We start from the raw sequence: 20,198 nt of genomic DNA on the forward strand, positions 1-20,198 counted from the left end.
CCGGTTTCCTCGACCGCCGGGGCGCTTTCAAGGCGCCCCTTACACTACTGAGCTATAGGGCGCGCGGCCGGACTTCAACGCGTCTCCGAGCAATTCGATGCGGTCCTGCCCCCAAAACACCTCGCCATCCAGCACATAGACCGGCGAGCCGAACACATCGGCCGAGAGCGCGTCCTGCCGGTTCTGTTCATAGGCTGCGCTAATTTCTTCCGAGCCCGATCGCTCCACCAATTGCTTGCCGGGCAGCCCCGATGCATCGGCGAGTTTCGCAATCGTTGCGGGATCGGCGAGGTTGAGCTGCTGTTCCCAGACGCCGGCAAAGGCCCGTCGCAGATATCGGTCGGGATCGAGGCCGGCCTCCAGCGCCGCAATCACGACGCCATCGGCCAGACGCGCATTGAAGGGCCAGTTCGTCGGCTGCAGGTGGAATTTCAGTCCGCGCTTGTCGCGCCAGCGCTGCAATTCGACCATCCGGTAGCGCTGCCGCACCGGATGGCGCCTCATCAAGGGCAAGCCACCGGTCTCCGAGAACAGATCGACCAGCACCACCGGCTTGTAATTAACCTTGAGATCGTAAGTACTTACGAGGTCACGAAAGGGCTGATGGCCAATATAGGCCCACGGCGATTGGATCGAGAAGTAGTAATCGACCTGACGCGGCATGCGGGCTCCAGGGACGGGGATTTTCGCTTCGCTTGGGATATCCCAGCAGACCGCCCAAATCCGCGCAAGATCGATCCCTGTGGCAATACTGCTGCACTGCGATCGCAGGTCCACAGGGCAGCGGACGACATTCGAATAATTCCAGAAAAATCAAGGCACTAGCTGGTTATTGCGTAATCTTGACTTGATTAGACGCGGTAAGTATGGTCCGCGCGGCTTTCAAGGGTGACGGGTGTAATTTCCATCAACCGTTGGCATCGTTTAGAGTCTTGGGCATGGCCAAAGACAAGAACGACAACGCAAGTGGGAATCGCGATCAGCCGTCGTCTGACGAAGCTGCGCTTTCCGCAAGGCTCGGAAGTCTGGATCAACGGTTGTCCGAAATTCGTGACAGCCGGAAACTCAGGACTGATCAACCCGGAACTGAAAGCGGAGACAGGGCTGCCAGAGCATCTGCGATGGCGCTGGGTTTCCGGCTTTCCTCGGAGTTGGTTGCGGGCGTTGTCGTCGGGGCGGCGATTGGCTGGGGGTTCGACCGTTTGTTGTCGACATCGCCGTTCGGTTTCATCGTGTTTCTGCTGCTCGGCTTCACTGCCGGTGTGGTCAACGTGGTGAGATCTGCAGGCGTAGCTTCCCGCAGACGCTGAGCATCGACGGGAAGTCACGACATTTGAAATTCGATTGCCGGCCAGGCCGGTGGATAAAGAGCCGCGCGGATGAAAATCGACCCGATCCACCAGTTCAATATCGAACCCCTCTTCACGATCGGCCATATCGGCAACCAAACGATCGCCTTTACCAACTCCTCGCTCTACATGTTCCTCTCGGTAGCGGTGATCTCGCTACTGATGATCGGCGGCATGGCAGGACGGCAACTGGTTCCCGGGCGGCTGCAGTCGATCGCGGAAATCTCCTACGAATTCGTCGCCTCGACGATCCGCTCTACCGCCGGCGCGGAGGGCATGAAGTTCTTCCCGCTGATCTTCTCGCTGTTCATGTTCATCTGCATCTCGAACCTGATCGGCATTATTCCCTACACGTTCACGGTTTCGAGCCACATCATCGTCACCGCGGCGCTGGCCTTCCTGGTTTTCTTCACCGTCCTGATCTACGGGCTCTACAAGAACGGCTTCAAGTTCTTCAAGATTTTCGTGCCCTCCGGCGTGCCGATCTACATCCTGCCGCTGGTCATGTTCATCGAAATCCTGTCGTTCTTCCTGCGGCCGGTCTCCCACAGCGTACGTCTGTTCGCCAACATGCTGGCCGGGCACATCGCGCTGAAAGTGTTCGCGGGCTTCGTCGCAATGCTCGGCGTGTCGCTCGGCGCGCTCGGCTGGGTCGGCGGCATGCTGCCGCTGGCGCTCACGGTAGCGCTGACCGCGCTCGAACTCCTGGTCGCGTTCCTGCAGGCCTACGTGTTCGCGATCCTGACCTGCATCTATCTCAACGACGCCATTCATCCGGGACACTAAGCGGTCCGGGGAATTTCCACCCACACCTTTGTCTTACCCCTCAAGGAGCTATAGAAATGGAAGCGGCAGCAGCTAAACTTATCGGCGCGGGCATCGCATGCATCGGCATGGGCGGCGCGGGCGTCGGCGTGGGCATCATCTTCGGCAACTATCTCGCCGCTGCCGTGCGCAATCCTTCGGCGGCCCAGGGCCAGTTCGGCAACCTGATTTTCGGCTTCGCCGTGACCGAAGCGCTCGGCATTTTCTCGCTGCTGATCGCGCTGCTCTTGCTGTTCGTTCCGCTCTGAGCTGCACCCACTCGCGCCGCCTCCGGGCGGCGCGCTGACAGCAACAGGAGACCCCCGTGGCTGAAAAAGTCCTGGTACCCCGGCCAAGGGCACCGGCGCCCATACCGAAGCCGACGGCGGACACGGCGGAGGATTTCCTCCGTTCGAGTCGAGCACGTTTGCTTCGCAACTGGTGTCGCTCGCCATCGCGTTCGTCGCGCTCTATGTGATCGTGTCCCGCTTTGCGCTGCCGCGCGTCGAAAGCGTGATCGACGCACGTCAGAACGCGATCGAGGGCGATCTGGCGGCGGCGCAGAAGTTCAAGGATGAGTCGGACGCGGCGCTGAAAGCATATGAGACCGACCTCGCCGCCGCCCGCTCCCGCGCCCAGGCCATCGGTAGCGAAACCCGCGAGAAACTGAATGCGGCCGCGGAAGCCGAGCGCAAGACGCTGGAAGACCAGCTCACCGCCAAGCTTGCCGCCGCCGAGAAGCAGATCGCGGCGACGCGGGAAGCCGCGATGAGCAATGTCCGCGGCATCGCAGCGGATGCGGCGGGCGCGATCGTCCAGCGCCTCACCGGCGTGCTGCCCGACAGCAAGACGGTGAGCAAAGCCGTCGATGCTTCGTTGAAGGGATAGACCGATGTTCACCGAACCGGAAACCTGGGTCGCGATCGCCTTCGTCATCCTGATGGTGCTGTTTGCCTATCTCGGCATCCACAAGACGGTGCTAACGGCGCTCGACCATCGCGGCGAACGCATCAAGGCCGAACTTGACGACGCCCGCCGTCTGAAAGAGGAGGCCGCCAAGCTGCTCGGCGAGTACCAGACCCGCCGCGCCAGCGCCGAGCGCGAGGCCGAGGAGATCGTCGCCAACGCCAGGGCCGAAGCCGAGCGTATCGCCACCGAAGCCAAGGCCAAGATGGAAGACTTCGTCGCCCGCCGCACCAAGACCGCCGAGAGCAAGATTGCGCTTGCCGAAGCCCAGGCGCTGGCCGACGTCCGCGCCGCCGCCGCCAACGCTGCGGTCGAAGCCGCCTCGACCATCCTGTCGCAGTCGGTCAAGGGCTCGGTCGCCGACGACTTGCTGGCCAAGGGCATTGCCGAGGTTCGCGCCAAGCTGAACTGAGCGCTTTCCACCATCGATCAAAAGCCGGCGCGAGACGATCGCGCCGGCTTTTTTATTGCCTCTTCTTTTTCGGCGCCGGGCGCTCGGGCTTCAGAGCCTGCGGGTCGAAGCCGATATAGAAGATGTACCTGTCGCCGTCAGCGCCGGGCGGTACCGGATAGGTGAGATCTTCGGCCACCAGCGTGAACGGCTCGCTGCCGCTTTCGGTCATGTTGACCGTGGTCTGGTAGGCCTTGGTGGCGATGGTCTTCTCAGATATGCCGCCGTGCACCACTGCGACACGTATGGGGACCTGGACCGAAGCCGGCGCGCCGGCGGGGCCTGCGATAACGCGCCCTTGAATGCCGATCCGCGCGGTGATCACGCCGCCATTGAGGCTGCACTCGCGGGCCATCTTGCTGATCGTCGCCTGGAACCGCAGGTCGTTGCCGACCGGCTGCTTGCCGGGCGCCGCGACGGCGTAGGTGGAAGCGCCTGACCGGACCGTGACCGGCGGACAGGTCAGATCGCCGGTGTCCTGCGGTACCGGCGCGGCAGGCGCGTCTGTGGCCGGCTCGTCCGATTTTCCCCCGAACAGGCTCTTGAAACGATCGGTCAGCGATTGCGCCGATGCCGCCGTGGCCATCGTGCAAGCCAGCCCGCCCGCGACCGCAGCCGCGATCGCTACCCTGAGCAAACGATTGTCACCCATGCGACGTCCCTGCCATCCCCATCATCGTCTATTCCCGCGGCCTTATAGCAGCCCAATGGCGGCGAACCCAAGGCACCCAAAAGGCTTAGAAATCAACGGCTCAGCCGCGGAAATCCTCATGCAGCAGGCCGAACAGCAGATGGTCCTGCCAGATGCCGTTGATGCAGAGATAGCGCCGCGCCAGCCCCTCGCGGGTGAAGCCGCACTTCTCCAAAACCCGGATCGAGGGCGTATTGGAGGGAATGCAGGCCGCCTCAATGCGGTGCAGATTGAGCTCACCGAACAGCGTCGGCAACAGCACCCGCAGCCCCGCGGTCATGTAGCCGCGGCCGGCGTGAGGCTCGCCGACCCAATATCCGATGGTCCCGGCCTGCACGATGCCGCGGCGGACATTAGCGAGCGTGATGCCGCCGATCATGGCGCCATCACGCTCACGGAAGATGATGAAGGGATAGGAGCGGTCGGCGGCGATGTCCTCGGCGTAGCGCCGCAGCCGGCGGCGGAACCCGGCGCGGGTCAGATCATCCGACGGCCAGATCGGCTCCCATGGCGTCAGATAGGTCCGGCTTTGTTCGCGCAATTGCGCCCATTGCGGGAAGTCCGCCATCTGGGGAGCTCGCAGCAGGAGGCCATGGCCACGCGGCATGAGCGCAGCCGGTCCGCTGGTTGGCAAACGAAACAGGGCCATGCCCACTCTCTCCCGCCCAAACTAGCCCTCGCTCGCCCCCGCTCTTGCGGGGGAGAGGATCGGGGTGAGGGGCTCTCTCCACGAGCCGTATCCGCGGAGAGAGCCCCTCACCCGGCGCTTCGCCGTAGCCGAGGCTGTCGCCTCGGCGTTTGCCAAGTACGGCCGCCGAAAGGCAGCCTATGCTCTCTCCCCGCAAGCGGGGCGAGGTTAACAATCTTAATGTAGGAGCGTTTTCGCCTTCGACCGCGTCAATCCTTCCGCAAAAGACACCGCCGTGTCCAGACCCCTTCCGCTGCCAAGCGCGACAACGGCCGGCCGGCTGCGGGACAATAGTGCGTGCGCCGCGTTGCGGGTCGATTCGATGGAGACCGCATCGATCCTGGTGACCAGTTCCTCCACCGTCAGCGGCCGTCCATAGGCCAGCACGTGCCGCGCAAGCTGTTCGGCCCGGGACGAGCAGCTTTCCAGTGCCATCAACAGCCCCGCCTTCATCTGCGCCTTGGCGCGAGCGATCTCGGCTTCGGTCAGGGTTTCCACGGATTCGTTGATGACGTCGACGATGACCTCCATCATCTCCGGGGCGTCGCCGGGATCGGTGCCGGTGTAGAGGCCGAAGAACCCGGTGTCGGTATAGGGCGCGTGGAAGGTGTAGATCGAGTAGCACAGGCCGCGCTTTTCGCGCACTTCCTGGAACAGCCGCGACGACATTCCGCCGCCCAGCGTGTTGGTGAAGACCTGCAGCGAGAACAGCGACAGGTCGGTCTGCGGTACGCCTTCGAGCGCCAGCGTCAAATGCGCCTGTTCGAGGTCACGGTGTACCACGCGCGAGCCGCCCTTGCCGAACATCGCAGGTTGCGGCTTCGGCGCCGGCGTGGCGTCGAAGCTGGCAAATTTCTGCGCCGCTTCCTCCACCACGCGTTTGTGGTCGACCGCGCCGGCGGCCGCCACCACCATGTCGGGGCCGCGGTAATGCGTCGCGAGATAGCCGCGCAACATGTCGCGATCGAAATTCTTCAGCGTCTTCGCGGTGCCGAGCAGCGACCGGCCCATCGGCTGATCCGGAAAGCACAGCTCGTTGAGGTGCTCGAACACGACGTCATCGGGCGTATCCTGCGCCGCGCCGATCTCCTGCACGATGACGCTCTTCTCGCGCTCGAGTTCATCCGGCACGAAGGACGGATTGGTGAGGATGTCGGAGAGCACGTCGAGCGCCAGCGCTACGTCGGCCTTCATCACCCGCGCGTAATAGGCCGTGGTCTCAGTCGAGGTCCCGGCATTGAGGTCGCCGCCGACCGCCTCGATTTCTTCCACGATCTCGCGCGAGGAGCGCCGCGTCGTGCCCTTGAAAGCCATGTGTTCAAGAAGATGCGAGATGCCGTGTTCGTTCGACTTTTCGTCGCGACCGCCAACGCCGGCCCAGACGCCGAGCGCCGCGGTTTCCAGATGCGGCATGGTGTCGGTGACGACGGTCAGGCCGGACGGCAGCTTGGTGACATCAACGCTCATCCGGCAACTCCTTGCTTCGCGGCGCGGCTGACCGAGCGCACGAACCGCTCCACCTCGGCTGAATCGTTCTTCATCACCGTGATGCGTTCCGATTTGGTCATGAGGCCGTCGAGCCAGGCCGGCAGTTGCGGACGCACGCCGCACGCGGCTTCCACCGCATCGGGGAACTTGGCCGGATGCGCGGTCGACAGCACGATGTTGGGGATCTTCGAGTCCGACGTATCGCGATCGGCCACCGCCAGCGCCACCGCGGTATGGGGATCGACGAGGTCGCCGGCCTCGCGCCAGGCGGCGCGGATCGCAGCCGATGTCTCGGTCTCGTCGGCGCGGCCGGCGTCGAACTCCTCGCGGATCGCCGCCAGCATGGCATCCGGCAGCACGAAACGTCCGGACTGCTTTAGCGAGGCCATCAGCCGGCGGACGCTGTCGGCGTCGCGGCGGCTCGCCTCGAACAACAGCCGCTCGAAATTCGAGGAGACCTGGATGTCCATCGAGGGCGAAGCCGAGGCGTGAACTTCGCGGACTTCATAGATGCCGGTCTTGAGCGTGCGCGGCAGGATGTCGTTGACATTGGAGGCGATGCGCAGCCAGCGCACCGGCAGGCCCATCCTCTTCGCCACGTAGCCCGCAAAGATGTCGCCGAAATTTCCCGTTGGCACAGTGAAATCCACGGTACGCGCGGGCGCGCCGAGCGCCACCGCCGACGTGAAGTAATACACCACCTGCGCGACGATCCGCGCCCAGTTGATCGAATTGACGCCCGACAGCGAGACCGCGTCGCGAAAACCGTGATGGTTGAACATCGCCTTCAGGATCGCCTGGCAGTCGTCGAAGGTGCCCTCGATCGCCAGCGCATGCACGTTGGACGCGCCCGTCGTCGTCATCATCCACCGCTGCACGTCGGAGATACGCCCGTTCGGAAACAGCACGACAAGATCGACATTGTCGAGATTGGCAAACGCATCGACCGCGGCGCCGCCGGTGTCGCCTGAGGTCGCGACCACGATGGTGGTGCGCTGATTGCGCTTGGCCAGCACGTGATCCATCAGCCGCGAGATCAACTGCATCGCGACGTCCTTGAACGCCAGCGTCGGGCCGTGGAACAGCTCCAGCACGAATTGATGGGGGCTGACCTGGTTCAGCGGCACCACCGCGGGATGGCGGAACGTCGCATAAGCCTCATTCGCCATGCGGCCGAGATCGGCGTCGGAAATTTCGCCCGCGGCAAACGGCTTGATGACGTCAACGGCAACTTCCCAATAGGGCCGGCCGAAGAAGGAGGCGATGGTCTCGCTCGATAATTGCGGCCAGACCTCAGGCACGTAGAGGCCGCCGTCGCGGGCGAGCCCGGTCAGCATCACATCGCAGAAACCCAGGACGGGGGCCTCCCCCCGCGTCGAAATATAGCGCGTCAAACCACCCTCCAAAGGCGCAAGCCCTGTGCCAAGCCTTTGATATTAGCCATGAATTAGATTTCGCCAAGCGCGAAGCGAGGGCGCACCATAATGGGTTTTGTGGCCAAGGGGAACGAAAAGAGCGCTACGGGGCCTATCGCTTCAATCACTGCCAGTCGTTCAAAAAAGGGCGCTCTCTCTCCTTGCGGGAGAGGGTTAGGTAGCGGCGTCGGCAGTGCGTAGTTTTGAAATTCAGGGGTTCCCTCCCTGTCATTGCGAGCGGAGCGAAGCAATCCATCGCGCAGCACGTGGAGGAGTGGATTGCTTCGCTGCGCTCGCAATGACGAGTGGCGGCCCCGCGCCGCCCTCACCCATATCGAAGCACATCGACCGGATCGAGCCGCGCGGCGCGCCAGGATGGATAGAGCGTCGCGAGCAATGACAGCGTCAATGCCATGGCCACGACGGCGGCGGTTTCGCCGAAATCGATCTCCGCCGGCAGCTTCGACAAGAAGTAGAGTTTTGGTGGAAACAGCTCGGTATTGGTGAGCCAGGACAGGAATTGCCGGATCGTTTCGATATTCAGGCAAACCAGCATGCCGACGAGCAGTCCGGTCACCGTGCCGAGCACGCCGATCGCAGCACCTGCGATCAGGAATATCCGCATGATCGCCCCTCGCGAGGCGCCCACGGTGCGCAGAATCGCGATGTCGCTGCCCTTGTCCTTCACCAGCATGATCAGGCCCGACACGATGTTCAGCGCGGCAACCAGCACAATCAAGGTCAGGATCAGGAACATGACATTGCGTTCGACCTGAAGTGCGGCGAAGAAGGCCGAGGTGCGCCGTCGCCAATCGACGAGGAATATCGGCCGTCCCGCAGCGTCGGCTACCGGCCTTCGGAAGCTGTCCACCCGGTCAGGGCTGCCGTCGATAAAAACTTCGATGGCGCTCACGTCATCGGCGCGGTTGAAATAGGCCTGCGCCTCGGCGAGCGGCAGAAAGACCATGACGGAATCATATTCCGACATGTCGATGCTGAACACCGCCGCAACCCTGTACGGCTTGATCCGCGCCATCGTGCCCTTCGACCGCGCTGCGCCATCTGGCGCGACCAGCGTGATGTTGTCGCCGGCACGCAGCGACAACTGATCGGCAAGCCTGCGTCCGATCGCGACCCCTTGCCCCTGGTCGAATCCTTCCAGCGAGCCCTGCTGGATGTTGCCGGCGATCGCGGCAAGTTTGTTGAGATCGTCGGAACGAATGCCGCGAACGAGCACGCCGGAGGCGTTGTGCGCCGACGATGCCAGCGCCGGAGCGTCCACCACGGGAACGGCGAGCCGTATGCCTGGAACCTGACTGATGCGCTCGGTGACGTCCTCCCAGTCCGTCAACGGCTGCTCCAGCGGTTGCACCAGAAGGTGGCCGTTCAGGCCGACGATCTTGCCCACCAGTTCCTTGCGGAAGCCGTTCATGACCGCCATCACGATAATCAGCGTCGCAACGCCGAGCATGATGCCGAGGAAGGAAAAACCGGCGATAACGGAAATGAAGCCTTCCTTGCGACGCGCCCGCAAGTAGCGCCCGGACAGCAGCCATTCGAATGCCGAGAACGGCAGGGGGCGCGGATTCTCCATGGTCCATTCATAGCGCGTTTTTGGAACGATTGGCGCGCTAGCTTTGAAGAATGGTTCTCATCCACCGCCATATTCCTGCCATGCCAGATCGGGTGGCGCTTCCCCTGCGGATGCCCCGGCCAAGCCTCGAAGTTCAATACGCGTTCGCTCAAGCTCAACCTTCGCTCAAGCTCAGCCGACGTCCGGCATTTCCTCCAGCAGCTTGTCGAGCGTGATCGGATAGTCGCGCACGCGGACGCCGGTGGCGTTGTAGACGGCGTTGGCGACCGCCGCCGCCACACCGCAGATGCCGAGCTCGGCGACACCCTTGGCCTTCATCGGCGACGACATCGGGTCGGTCTCGTCGATGAAGATCATGTCCTGATGCGGAATGTCGGCGTGAACCGGGACCTCGTACCCTGCGAGATCATGGTTGACGAAGAAGCCAGCGCGCTCGTCGACGACGAGTTCCTCCATCAGCGCCGCGCCAACGCCCATGGTCATCGCGCCGATCACCTGACTGCGCGCGGTCTTCGGATTGAGGATGCGGCCGGCGGCACAGACCGCAAGCATCCGGCGCACACGGATCTCGGCCGTGGCGGGATCGACGCCGACTTCGACGAAGTGCGCGCCGAAGGTCGATTGCTGATACTTCTTGTCGATGTCGCCATACTCAATGCCGTCCTCGGCACCAAGGCCGCTACCGCCCGCGGCCTGCGCCAGCGGCACGCGGCGATTACCCGAGCGAACCTCTCCATCAGCGAACTCCGCTTCCGCCGAGTTGAAACCAAGTTTTTGCGCGACCGCCTCGCGCAGCTTGACGCATGCGGCATAAACGCCTGCGGTCGAGTTGTTGCCGCCCCATTGTCCGCCCGAGCCTGATGACACCGGGAAGGTCGAGTCTCCCAAACGCACCACCACTTTCTCCATCGGCACACCCATCATCTCGGCCGCAGTCTGCGCGATGATCGTGTAGCTGCCGGTGCCGATGTCGGTCATATCGGTCTCGACGGTTACAACGCCGTTGTTGTCGAGCCGCACGCGGGCGGCCGACTTCGTCAGCAAATTGTTGCGAAACGCGGCAGCGACGCCGATGCCGACCAGCCAACGCCCATCGCGGACCCTGCCCGGCTGCGGATTGCGCTTGGTCCAGCCAAAGCGCTCCGCGCCTGTCCGCAGGCACTCGGTGAGGCGGCGCTGCGAGAACGGCCGCTCAGGCCTTTCCGGATCGACCTGGGTATCGTTGATGATACGGAACTCGATCGGATCCATGCCGAGCCGCTCGGCCATTTCGTCAACCGCGATTTCAAGCGCCATCATGCCCGATGCCTCGCCCGGCGCGCGCATGGCGTTGCCTTCGGGCAAGTTCAGCTCGGCGAGCCGCGTGGCGGTCATGCGGTTGGCGCCGGCATATAGCAGCCGCGTCTGGGCGACCGCGCCCTCGGGCCTGCCGCCGGGCAGATTGCCGGACCACTCTTCATGACCGATGGCCGAGATCTTGCCATCCCTGGCCGCACCGATGCGGATGCGCTGGATCGTTGCGGGGCGATGTGTGGTGTTGTTGAAGACAAAAGGCCGCGGCAGCGCCACCTTCACGGGCCGCTCGGTTGCGCGTGCGCCGAGTGCCGCGAGCAATGCATCCGAGCGAACGAACAGCTTTGAGCCGAAGCCGCCGCCGATGAAGGGCGAGATCAGGCGAACGTTCTCCTTCGGAATGTCCAGCGTCTTCGCCACCTCCCCCACTCCCCAGGCGATCATCTGGTTCGAGGTCCAGAGCGTGAGCTTGTCGCCATTCCAGGCGGCGATCGAGGCATGCGGCTCCATCATCGCATGCGCCTGATCGGGCGTGGTGTAGCTGGCGTCGAGTTGGACCGGCGCTGCGGTGAACGCATCGGCAAAATCACCGACCGCGGTATCGGCCGGACCGCCGAATACGGGCCGGGGCTTGGCAATGTCCTTGACCGCCGCGAGATCGAAGGCGCCATCCGTTCGGACATAGTCGACGCGGACGAGTTCCGCGGCGGCGCGGGCCTGCTCGAAGGTATCGGCAACCACGAGCGCGATCGCCTGGTGATAATGCTCGATGTCGGGACCGCCGAGCAGCTTCGCAGTGTTGCGGTCACCCTTGCCGAGCTTGCCGGCATTGTCAGCCGTGACGATGGCGCGCACGCCGGGTGCCGACTTGGCGGCAGAGAGATCTATACCGGTGATCCGGCCCTTGGCGATGGCCGAGCCGATCACGTAGCCGTAAGCCGGATTTGAAACGCCTTCATGGTGCTCGTAGGCATAACGCGCGGTCCCCGTGGTCTTGAGCGGACCATCGATGCGATCGGCGGGCTTACCGACGACCTTGAGCTGGTCGATCGGATTGGTTGTGGCAGCGGTTTCGAATCTCATTGATCAAACCTTTCGGATCAGCCTTTCGCTTCAACCAGCACGGCACCCAACGTGCGTTCGGCCAGCGCCAGCTTGAATGCATTCTCCCGCGTCGGCCTGGCGTCGGCGAGCAACTGTGCAACCACCGCCTTGGCGCCACGCGGCATCTGGGCCTCGGCCGCTTCGACGCGCCATGGCTTGTGCGCGACGCCGCCGAGCGCGACACGCCCCGTTCCGTCGCGCTGCACGATCGCAGCCACCGATACCAGCGCGAAGGCGTAAGAAGCGCGGTCGCGCACCTTGCGGTAGATCTGCTTGCCACCGACGGGTTTTGGCAGCGTCACCGCCGTGATCAACTCGCCCGGCATCAACGTCGTTTCGATATGCGGCGTATCGCCGGGCAGACGGTAAAATTCGGCAATCGGGATCGTTCGCGTCGCGCCGTCGGGCCGCACGGTTTCGACGGTGGCATCGAGCGCGCGCATCGCCACCGCCATGTCGCTCGGATGGGTCGCGATGCAGGCTTCGCTTGCGCCTACGACGGCATGCTGGCGGCTGAAGCCGCCGATCGCCGCACAGCCGCTGCCGGGCTTCCGTTTATTGCAGGACTGATTGGTGTCATAGAAGTAAGGGCAGCGCGTTCGCTGCAGCAGATTGCCTGCGGTCGTCGCCATGTTGCGCAATTGCCCCGAGGCGCCGGCGAGCAGCGCGCGCGACAATACGCTGTAGTCGCGCCGCACCCGCGCGTCCGCGGCGAGATCGGTGTTGCGCACCAGCGCGCCGATACGTAGTCCGCCCTCTTGCGTCGACTCGATCTTGTCGAGTGCAAGGCCGTTGACATCGATCAGATGGGCCGGCGTCTCGATCTCGAGTTTCATCAGGTCCAGGAGATTGGTGCCACCGGCGATGAATTTGGCATCCGGCTTGCGCATCGCGGAAGCCGCAGCCTCAGCCGGCGTGCGGGCGCGTTCGTAGGTGAATGATCTCATGCGGGCCTCCCGGCGACTTCCGATATTGCCTCGGCGATGTTGGAATAGGCGCCGCAACGGCAGATGTTGCCGCTCATGCGCTCGCGGAGCTCGGAATTGCTGAGTTGCGGCGGCGCGTTCAGATCGGCACTGACGTGGCTCGGGATGCCGGCCTTGATCTCGTCGAGCACAGCAACGGCCGCGCAAATCTGTCCCGGCGTGCAATAGCCGCATTGGTAACCGTCATGCTTGACGAAAGCGGCCTGCATCGGGTGCATGTTCTCGGGCGTGCCGAGCCCCTCGATGGTCGTAATGCGCTCGCCTTCGTGCATCACGGCTAGCGTCATGCAGGAATTGATCCGCCTTCCGCCAACGATGACGGTGCAAGCGCCGCACTGGCCATGATCGCAGCCCTTCTTGGTGCCGGTGAGATGCAGGTGCTCGCGCAGCGCGTCGAGCAGCGTGGTTCTCGGGTCGAACGTGAGGCCGCGCGCCGTTCCGTTCACGGTGAAGGAAACTTTCCATACGGCAGAGACGTCAGCGACGGCAGCCTCCACGGCAGGCACTTGCGCATTGACGATAGATGGCGCCGCCGTCAGCGCTATCGATGCGGCGCTTCCCGCCAACAGTTTACGCCGCGATAATTCGAAGTCGCTCGGACTTTTCATGTCATGTTCCCGTTTGTGCTTTTCGCCCGGATCACGTTCGAGGCAGGGCGCGGTCTTTACCGCTGCCCGCGTGAAATATCTGGCTGCGCTCCTGTAACTGCGCCGCGTTTCGGCTGTTCCTGGCCGGCGTTCACGTTTGATAGAGCGCGACGGTACGAGCGGCGCCGAGCCCAACATCTAGCAGCCGCAGGCGCGCTCTATTAGATCGTAGAATTGGTTTGTACCTATGAACTGCATTCATGAATGGCGCGGCAAAACTTCAGCGATGTCACCGCGTTCCTTGCAGTGGCGCGCGAAAGAAGCTTCACCCGGACGGCGGCGCAGCCCGGTGTTTCACGCCGCCTTTGCTGTGCTGGTTGAGGCGCTGGGTTACCGGCGCTGATGCTTGTTACCGGGCCGACAAAAGGGCCGCAGGCGAACCTGCAGCCCTCTCTCCTGGAAGGGTCCGTCACTGATTTGTGCAGACCTTCATGGTTTCCATGCTGGTTTCGGCCGCCATCCGGGTAAGGCTCCAATGATGCCGGCAACGCGCGAGCGAATCGATTGTTCCAGTTTTTCCCGATCTAACGATGACCCGTCGGACCAGGCGGCGGCGAACTAGTCCTCTTGGGGTCGTTCCAGGCTTTTGAGATATTTCAGCCCCTCGACCGCCAGCAGCTCCGTGTCGGTCTCGCCCGTCATGCAGCGCTGTCGGATGAAGCGCTGCAGGCCGGCACGGCGTGCATCGTTCTCGTCGATACCACTGTGGATCAGCCGGTAGACGCTCCAGGCCCGTGCAAAGGCGGCTTCTGCGATATCGGGGCTGTTCATCCAGCTCTCCTTGCAAATGCTCCGCAAGGTTACTTTGCCTATTTTTCCCGTCAACTGGCGGCAGACTATCCGCTTCATCCTTCTTGCTTGGTCGCAGCGGAACAAAATCGACTTGTGGGTGATACGCGAATTGCAGCGGCGCGAACGGATCGCGCCGTTCAGCCGAGCCCCATCTCGACCGCGATCCGGATCAAGTCCGAATGGTTCTTGGCGCCGAGCTTCTGCTTGAGCAGCGAGGTGGTGTTGGCGACCGTTTTGTAAGAAATCTCCAGCGCGTCGGCGACCTCGACGATCTTGTCGCCGCGGCCTAACAGCCGCAGGATTTCCAGCTCGCGCGGTGTCATCAGCGATGCCGGATTGGCCTTGATAGACGCACCTGAAAACGTCACCGCCTCCGCCAGTTGCGGTGAAATGAAATTCTCGCCCGCGGCCACCTTGCGGACGGCCCTTACCAGCATCCGAGGATCGTCGCCCTTCGAAACATAGCCCTGCGCGCCCATCTCGATGGCGCGAACGACGAACGCCGGATCGTCATTCATGCTAAACATGATGATCCGCGCGCCCGGATCGTCCTTGCGGATGCGCCGCATCAGCTCGAAACCGGAAACGTCGGGAAGCTTGATGTCGATAACCGTGACGTCGGGCTTCCTGGCAGTGTAGGCGCGGTGGCCGGACTTGGCGTCGGTAGCCTCCTCGATCTTGACGGAATTGTCCGAGGCGAACAGCGAACGGCAACCGGACAGGACCACCGGATGGTCGTCGACGATCAATACCTTCGTTGCCGATCTGGCGGAATTTTGCATCATCCATCCCCTTTCGGGATAAATAAGCGGTTGGCGATATTTGAAAAGAGAAATCTTGGGTTGCGGGAACTAAAATAGTGCAAATCTGGGAAAGGCTTTCTCTTAGAACGCGGTTGTTGCTGCCGCTCGGCCTGATGTTCGTGGCCGCCCTGCTGGCCGGAGCCGTTTCGCTCCAGATCTTTGCCTCTGCGCAACTTGTGGAGGAGGCCCGGCCAGGGACTCGCTCGGCCAGAACGGTCGCGACGGCGCTCAACGCTGCGCTTCGAGTCTCGGCCAATCCGCAAGCAACCCTCGATGCGTTCGTGCAATCACTTGGAATATCGGAAACAATCCGGTTTCGGCGGCTCGGGACCGACCTCGATGTTTACCCTCCCGAGGTGCAGACTCCCCTGGGAACGGTGCCTGACTGGTTCGTCCACCTCCTCGCCATCCCCGAAATCGGGACAGCCTTCCCCGTGATGGTCGAGGGGAAGCAGGTCGGCGATATCGTATTTGCGCCGGACATGTCCGCCGACATCTACGAAAAGTGGATCGGATTTCTGGCGATCGCCTGCTCCGGAATTGTCCTGATGCTGCTGACGGGGGCGATTGCCCATTTCACCGTGCGCTCAGCATTGGTACCGCTGCAGAATCTGGGCGACGGCCTGACCCGCATGCGAACGGGGAATTACGAACAGCTAATTTCCCCTGCCGGTCCGCCCGAGGTCCGCAGGAGCGCGCAGGAAGCCAACGAACTAGCCCGCACCCTCAATCGCCTCAGCCAGGATAATCGCAGCCTGCTGCGCCGTATCATGTCGCTGCAGGATGACGAGCGGCAGGATATGGCGCGCGAGCTCCATGATGAACTCGGGCCGCTGCTGTTCGGGATCCGCGCCAACACGGTGGCGCTCTTGGAAACCATCCCGCCCGCGAACGCGGAGCTGAGGGGCGCGGCCGATGGCATTCTGCAGTCGGTCGAAACCTTGCAGCAGGCGAACCGCCGCATCCTCGACCGCCTGCGGCCGCTCTACATTCAGGAGCTCGGCCTGGAGAAGAGCATCCAGACGCTGCTGCGGAATGCGAAGGCGCAGTCGCCTGATCTCAAAGTGACGTCGCAGATCGACGCTGATCTGAACGAGGTCGATGGCCTGCTGTCGCAGACGGTCTATCGCGTGATCCAGGAGGCGGTGACAAATGTGCTCCGCCACGCCAAAGCGAAGTCGATGCATGTCGCCGCAGGCATCAACGAGCGCGAAGTGACCGTGGAAGTATCCGACGATGGCATCGGCTTTCCGGCAGATCGGATGTTCGGCCGGGGACTGACGGGAATGCTGGAGCGCGTCCGGGCGCTGAGCGGGACGCTTGAGCTGCTGCGCGAGGCAGGGCGCACCAGCGTTCGTTGCCGGCTTCCAGCGGGCGATTCCGCCTCACATTCGCAACACGCAGAACGGAGTTAACGATCAGTCGCCAACGGCGACAACTTCCCGGCGCAACGCTTGGCCCAAGGGGGCGCAGGTAGTGCGCAGGATCTTGGCGTCGCGCGAAAAGGTGAATGCGATGCGGACGGGCGCGCCTTCGTGACTAAGGTAGTCGAGCACGACGCCGTCAGTGGTCGGCGTGATTTCCTCCAGCCCGAATGCGGTGGGTGCGATCGCATCGAGGCGCGGCCGCCAGTAGGATTCGAGTCCGGCGCGGCCTTCACTGACCTTGGCCTCGCCGCACCGGCATTCGGCCATCGCGTCAGCGGCATAGAGGTCGAGCAATGTCGCGAGGTCGCGATTGCGGCACGCGTCCAGCCAGTCGACCACCAATGCTACCTGATCGAAATCATCAGCCAATTCCGCGATCCCATCCACGTTGTCATACCTTGTCCCGAGTGCTGACGCGGGTGACGGAGTATGGCGATCGTCGTGAATGGACACTGAACGGCCTATCTTCCGGAACTCACCGTGATACCTAATGATTGTGCGGAACAAAGGTTCCACTCGGCTAGTCCGGACGAATACGGGGTCTCACGCTCGACGTTGCGCGCGCCACCACACACCGAACGCGATGATGACTGCAAAGGCCAGCGTGAACCAGGTGATGGCGTATTGCAGGTGATCGTCCTTGAGGTGCACGGAGAGCGGCCCGGGCTTTGGAATGCCGCTTTCAGGCACCGGTTGTTCCAGATCGACATAGAACGGCGCGACGGCCTTGCCGCCCTCGCCCCAACCGAGCGCGCGCGCCATCGCGAGATGATCGCGGGTGAACCAAAGCCGTTTTGCCACGCTCTCCGGCGGCGTCAGCGTGCCGGCGCTCTCGGGAAAACGGATATAGCCGGTGAGCTGCACCGGGTCACCGGTGATGAGGCGTCTTGCGGCGCGATCCTGCTGGGCGCGGTCCTGCATCGTGTTCTGCACAAAGCCGGTGTTGACCACGATGGTGTTGCCATCGGCGAGCTGCGCCGGCAGGAAGGCCCAGGTGCCGGGGCCGGAGACGTCGTCGCGCACCGCGGAGCCCGCGCTATAGACCATCGCGTCCGGCAACGGCGCGTAGGTCGCGGTGAAGCTGACGCGGCGGAATTCATCTTTGGCTGGCGTCAGCGAATGCCATTGCGATTGAGCTGGCAGCATGCCGGGCGCAGCGGCGAGCCGTTCGTTCAGCATCGCGATCAGCGCGTGCTTCTCGACACGGCGCTGCAATTGCCAGACGCCAAGGCCGGCGAAGACCGCCACCATGATCAGCGTGAAGACGGCAAAGCCGGCAACCGGCCGCCGCCGTGACGAAAGGCCGGTCATTTCGGCTCGCGGTCGATCAGCCGGCCCGGCGCCGCCTTGTGATGGAACTGCAGCGCGATCAGAAGCGACTTCATCGAGCGTAGCGGTAGAAGCGTGGTCGCTGCGATCAGCGGCAGCCAGAGCACCGCATGCAGCCAGAACGGCGGCTGATATTTGACTTCGACGATCAGGGCGGCGGTGACCACGATGGCGCCCGCCAGCATGATGATGAAGATCGCAGGGCCGTCGCCGGAATCGATGAAGGCGTAGTCGAGCCCGCAAGCTTCGCAATTCGGGCGCAGGTCGAGGAAGCCCGCATAGAGCTTGCCCTTGCCGCAACGCGGGCAGCGACAGGCGAGGCCGCGGAGCGCGCTCTGGGTAAGTGTGGGTGAAGTGTTAGCCATCGACTTTTCCTTCCCTCTCCCCTTGTGGGAGAGGGTGGCGCCTCACGAAGTGAGGCGACGGGTGAGGGGTTCTCTCCGTGGAGACAGACCCTTCATCCGCCTTTGCTTCGCGAAGGCACCTTCTCCCACAAGGGGAGAAGGGTAAGAGAAAGGGGCGGTCCTTCCGACCGCCCCTTGTAGCACGTCAAGCCTGCATCAGTGGCCGGCTACCGGTCCCGCGCCGCGGAACCAGACGTAGATGGTGACGAACAGGAACAGCCACACCACGTCGACGAAGTGCCAGTACCAGGCCGCGAATTCGAAGCCGAGGTGCTGCTTGGAGGTGAAGTGGCCGGCATAGGCGCGGAACAGGCAGACCAAGAGGAAGACAGTGCCGACCAGCACGTGGAAGCCATGGAAGCCGGTCGCCATGAAGAAGGTCGCGCCGTAGACGTTGCCCGAGAACGTGAACGTGGCGTGGGCATATTCGTAGGCCTGCACGGCGGTGAAGCAGGCGCCGAGCACGACGGTGAGGATCAGGCCGTACTTCAGGCCCTGGCGGTCGTTCTCGAGCAGTGCGTGGTGCGCCCAGGTCACTGTGGTGCCCGAGGTCAGCAGCAACAGCGTGTTGAGCAGCGGCAGGTGCCAGGGATCGAAGGTCTCGATGCCCTTCGGCGGCCAGGTGCCCGGCACGGGGCAGGCGCCGGCAGCCGTCCCCGGACCGCAACCGAACACCGCGTCGCGCGTGGCGTGGACCGCATCCGCAGGGAACAGGGCGGAATTAAAGAACGCCCAGAACCAGGCGACAAAGAACATCACCTCGGAGGCGATGAACAGGATCATGCCGTAGCGGTGGCTGATCTGCACCACGCGGGTGTGGTCGCCCTTGTACTGGGCTTCGCGGATCACGTCGCCCCACCAACTCGCCATGGTGTAGAGCACGCCGATGGTGCCGACGCCGAAGATGATCGGCGCGGCAGCGAACATGTGATGCATCCAGGCGATCGCGCCCACGGCCATGATGAAGGCCGAAATCGAGCCGACGACCGGCCACGGGCTCGGATCGACGAGGTGGTAGTCGTGGTGCTTCGCGTGCGCCGTAGCCATTGCGGTCTCTCCGTTAGATGTGCCGTTCCCTTCGGCACATATTCGTCTCAACAATCAAATCGCGAAATCCCGCCAGATACGGAATTCCGAGCTTACAGGTTTCCCTTGCGCTTATCCGTTTCGCCGGCCGCGAGCGGCCTCTGTGTCGGTTCGCGCACGGGATAGAAGGTGTAGGATAGCGTAATCGTCTTCAGTCCGTCGTTCTCGCCGTCTTTCGCCAGTGCCGGATCGACATAGAACACCACGGGCATCTCGCGCTTCTCGCCGGGGCCCATGGTCTGTTCGGTAAAGCAGAAGCAGTTGATCTTCTGGAAATAGGCGCCGACGGTGAGCGGCGCGACGTTGTAGGCGGCAACGCCGGCGGTGGCGCGCGCGGCCTGGTTGGTCACGGTATAGAAAACGGTGACGACCTCGCCGATGCGGACTTCGATCTCGGTCTGCTCGGGCTCGAATTTCCAGGGCAGTCCGGGACCGACATTGGCGTCGAACCGCACCGCGATCTTGCGCGCCAGCGGCGCGTCCGACGGTGCCGAGGTCGCAACCTGGGTGGTGCCGTTGAAGCCGGTGGCGCGGCAGAACCAGTCGTAGAACGGCACGGCGGCATAGGACGCGCCGACCATCAGCACCACGACGAAGCCGCAGATCGAGGCGACGGCCGCATCGCGCGTCAGGGTACGGCGCGAGGCAACCCTCTCGCCTTCCGCCCTGCCCTCGCTGACCTGCGGCTCGTCCTGCATCTCAATCACAACGGACGGACGAGAACGCCCGGCCCCTTGACCATGGTGACTGCGAAAAACAATACGACGAGGACGCCGAGCGCGAGCGCAATGGCGATCGAGCGCTGACGGCGGCTCCGCTTCTGCGCCTCGGTGAGGACGATTCCATCTGGCTTGCGCTTGTCGTCCATGAGCGTTCCATGC

General features: G+C 63.3%; 22 protein-coding genes and 2 pseudogenes. 7 read left to right on the forward strand and 17 right to left on the reverse strand.

The window, feature by feature from the left end; genetic code table 11:
- Positions 1-39: 39 nt before the first annotated feature.
- Positions 40-663, reverse strand: coding sequence for a 2-hydroxychromene-2-carboxylate isomerase (locus tag ACFXS9_RS30765; RefSeq protein WP_392695438.1), 624 nt, complete (start codon positions 661-663; stop codon positions 40-42).
- Positions 664-938: 275 nt separating this feature from the next.
- On the opposite strand from ACFXS9_RS30765, the gene ACFXS9_RS30770 reads away from it, so the two are divergent.
- The 5 genes and pseudogenes from ACFXS9_RS30770 to ACFXS9_RS30790 all read left to right on the forward strand — a co-directional run bounded on the left by ACFXS9_RS30770 (position 939) and on the right by ACFXS9_RS30790 (position 3,531).
- Positions 939-1,310, forward strand: a complete 372-nt coding sequence (locus ACFXS9_RS30770) for an AtpZ/AtpI family protein (protein ID WP_392695440.1) — start codon at positions 939-941, stop codon at positions 1,308-1,310.
- Between the two features lie 69 nt (positions 1,311-1,379).
- The gene (locus ACFXS9_RS30775; protein WP_057845468.1) at positions 1,380-2,135 is read left to right on the forward strand and encodes a F0F1 ATP synthase subunit A; all 756 of its coding nucleotides are present in this window, start codon (positions 1,380-1,382) and stop codon (positions 2,133-2,135) included.
- Between the two features lie 56 nt (positions 2,136-2,191).
- Positions 2,192-2,422, forward strand: a complete 231-nt coding sequence (locus ACFXS9_RS30780; RefSeq protein WP_291602905.1) for a F0F1 ATP synthase subunit C — start codon at positions 2,192-2,194, stop codon at positions 2,420-2,422.
- Between the two features lie 82 nt (positions 2,423-2,504).
- Positions 2,505-3,041, forward strand: a pseudogene (locus ACFXS9_RS30785) (F0F1 ATP synthase subunit B'); the annotation flags it as partial.
- A gap of 4 nt (positions 3,042-3,045) precedes the next feature.
- Positions 3,046-3,531, forward strand: coding sequence for an ATP F0F1 synthase subunit B (locus ACFXS9_RS30790; RefSeq protein WP_392695444.1), 486 nt, complete (start codon positions 3,046-3,048; stop codon positions 3,529-3,531).
- A 52-nt stretch (positions 3,532-3,583) separates the two neighbouring features.
- Here ACFXS9_RS30790 and ACFXS9_RS30795 read toward each other — a convergent pair whose 3' ends face one another.
- From ACFXS9_RS30795 to paoA, 8 genes are all read right to left on the reverse strand, one after another.
- The gene (locus ACFXS9_RS30795) at positions 3,584-4,222 is read right to left on the reverse strand and encodes a hypothetical protein (protein ID WP_392695447.1); all 639 of its coding nucleotides are present in this window, start codon (positions 4,220-4,222) and stop codon (positions 3,584-3,586) included.
- A 100-nt stretch (positions 4,223-4,322) separates the two neighbouring features.
- Positions 4,323-4,910: a GNAT family N-acetyltransferase gene (locus ACFXS9_RS30800; RefSeq protein WP_392695450.1), complete on the reverse strand. Its 588-nt coding sequence runs from the start codon at positions 4,908-4,910 to the stop codon at positions 4,323-4,325.
- Positions 4,911-5,126: 216 nt separating this feature from the next.
- Positions 5,127-6,416 (reverse strand): M16 family metallopeptidase, encoded by a 1,290-nt coding sequence (locus ACFXS9_RS30805; RefSeq protein ID WP_392695452.1) that lies wholly within the window; start codon positions 6,414-6,416, stop codon positions 5,127-5,129.
- Entirely contained in the window at positions 6,413-7,831 is a 1,419-nt protein-coding gene (gene thrC, locus ACFXS9_RS30810; protein WP_392695454.1) for a threonine synthase, read from the reverse strand. The genes ACFXS9_RS30805 and thrC overlap by 4 nt, the downstream gene beginning before the upstream one ends.
- A 346-nt stretch (positions 7,832-8,177) precedes the next feature.
- The gene (locus ACFXS9_RS30815) at positions 8,178-9,446 is read right to left on the reverse strand and encodes a lipoprotein-releasing ABC transporter permease subunit (protein ID WP_392695456.1); all 1,269 of its coding nucleotides are present in this window, start codon (positions 9,444-9,446) and stop codon (positions 8,178-8,180) included.
- 171 nt (positions 9,447-9,617) lie between these two features.
- Positions 9,618-11,822 (reverse strand): aldehyde oxidoreductase molybdenum-binding subunit PaoC, encoded by a 2,205-nt coding sequence (gene paoC / locus ACFXS9_RS30820; protein WP_392695458.1) that lies wholly within the window; start codon positions 11,820-11,822, stop codon positions 9,618-9,620.
- Positions 11,823-11,839: 17 nt separating this feature from the next.
- Positions 11,840-12,790: an FAD binding domain-containing protein gene (locus ACFXS9_RS30825; protein WP_392695461.1), complete on the reverse strand. Its 951-nt coding sequence runs from the start codon at positions 12,788-12,790 to the stop codon at positions 11,840-11,842.
- Positions 12,787-13,437, reverse strand: a complete 651-nt coding sequence (gene paoA, locus ACFXS9_RS30830; RefSeq protein ID WP_392695463.1) for an aldehyde dehydrogenase iron-sulfur subunit PaoA — start codon at positions 13,435-13,437, stop codon at positions 12,787-12,789. Before paoA ends, ACFXS9_RS30825 begins: the two co-directional genes overlap by 4 nt.
- 243 nt (positions 13,438-13,680) lie before the next feature.
- Between paoA and ACFXS9_RS30835 the strand changes: the two are divergent.
- Positions 13,681-13,776 (forward strand): annotated as a pseudogene (locus ACFXS9_RS30835) (LysR family transcriptional regulator); the annotation flags it as partial.
- Positions 13,777-14,034: 258 nt separating this feature from the next.
- On the opposite strand, the gene ACFXS9_RS30840 reads toward ACFXS9_RS30835, so the two are convergent.
- A complete protein-coding gene (locus ACFXS9_RS30840) occupies positions 14,035-14,247 on the reverse strand; it encodes a hypothetical protein (protein WP_392695465.1) in 213 nt (70 codons plus the stop codon).
- Between the two features lie 158 nt (positions 14,248-14,405).
- On the reverse strand, positions 14,406-15,050 hold the full coding sequence (locus tag ACFXS9_RS30845; protein WP_392700107.1) for a response regulator: 645 nt from the start codon (positions 15,048-15,050) through the stop codon (positions 14,406-14,408).
- A gap of 113 nt (positions 15,051-15,163) precedes the next feature.
- Between ACFXS9_RS30845 and ACFXS9_RS30850 the strand changes: the two genes are divergently transcribed.
- Entirely contained in the window at positions 15,164-16,486 is a 1,323-nt protein-coding gene (locus ACFXS9_RS30850; protein WP_392695468.1) for a histidine kinase, read from the forward strand.
- Between the two features lie 3 nt (positions 16,487-16,489).
- On the opposite strand, the gene ACFXS9_RS30855 is transcribed toward ACFXS9_RS30850, so the two are convergent.
- From ACFXS9_RS30855 to ACFXS9_RS30880, 6 genes are all read right to left on the reverse strand, one after another.
- Positions 16,490-16,951, reverse strand: coding sequence for a nuclear transport factor 2 family protein (locus tag ACFXS9_RS30855; RefSeq protein ID WP_392695470.1), 462 nt, complete (start codon positions 16,949-16,951; stop codon positions 16,490-16,492).
- 90 nt (positions 16,952-17,041) lie between these two features.
- Positions 17,042-17,809, reverse strand: a complete 768-nt coding sequence (locus ACFXS9_RS30860; protein ID WP_392695473.1) for an SURF1 family protein — start codon at positions 17,807-17,809, stop codon at positions 17,042-17,044.
- Positions 17,806-18,192 (reverse strand): DUF983 domain-containing protein, encoded by a 387-nt coding sequence (locus tag ACFXS9_RS30865; RefSeq protein ID WP_392695475.1) that lies wholly within the window; start codon positions 18,190-18,192, stop codon positions 17,806-17,808. The genes ACFXS9_RS30860 and ACFXS9_RS30865 overlap by 4 nt, the downstream gene beginning before the upstream one ends.
- Positions 18,193-18,387: 195 nt before the next feature.
- Complete coding sequence (locus tag ACFXS9_RS30870) at positions 18,388-19,278, reverse strand: cytochrome c oxidase subunit 3 (protein ID WP_334383892.1); 891 nt, start codon at positions 19,276-19,278, stop codon at positions 18,388-18,390.
- Between the two features lie 92 nt (positions 19,279-19,370).
- Positions 19,371-20,015: a cytochrome c oxidase assembly protein gene (locus tag ACFXS9_RS30875; protein WP_392695477.1), complete on the reverse strand. Its 645-nt coding sequence runs from the start codon at positions 20,013-20,015 to the stop codon at positions 19,371-19,373.
- 5 nt (positions 20,016-20,020) lie between these two features.
- Positions 20,021-20,185, reverse strand: a complete 165-nt coding sequence (locus ACFXS9_RS30880) for a hypothetical protein (protein ID WP_028348021.1) — start codon at positions 20,183-20,185, stop codon at positions 20,021-20,023.
- Positions 20,186-20,198 lie beyond the last annotated feature (13 nt).

It is taken from the genome of Bradyrhizobium sp. RDI18 (assembly GCF_043203335.1).
Lineage (GTDB): Bacteria > Pseudomonadota > Alphaproteobacteria > Rhizobiales > Xanthobacteraceae > Bradyrhizobium > Bradyrhizobium retamae.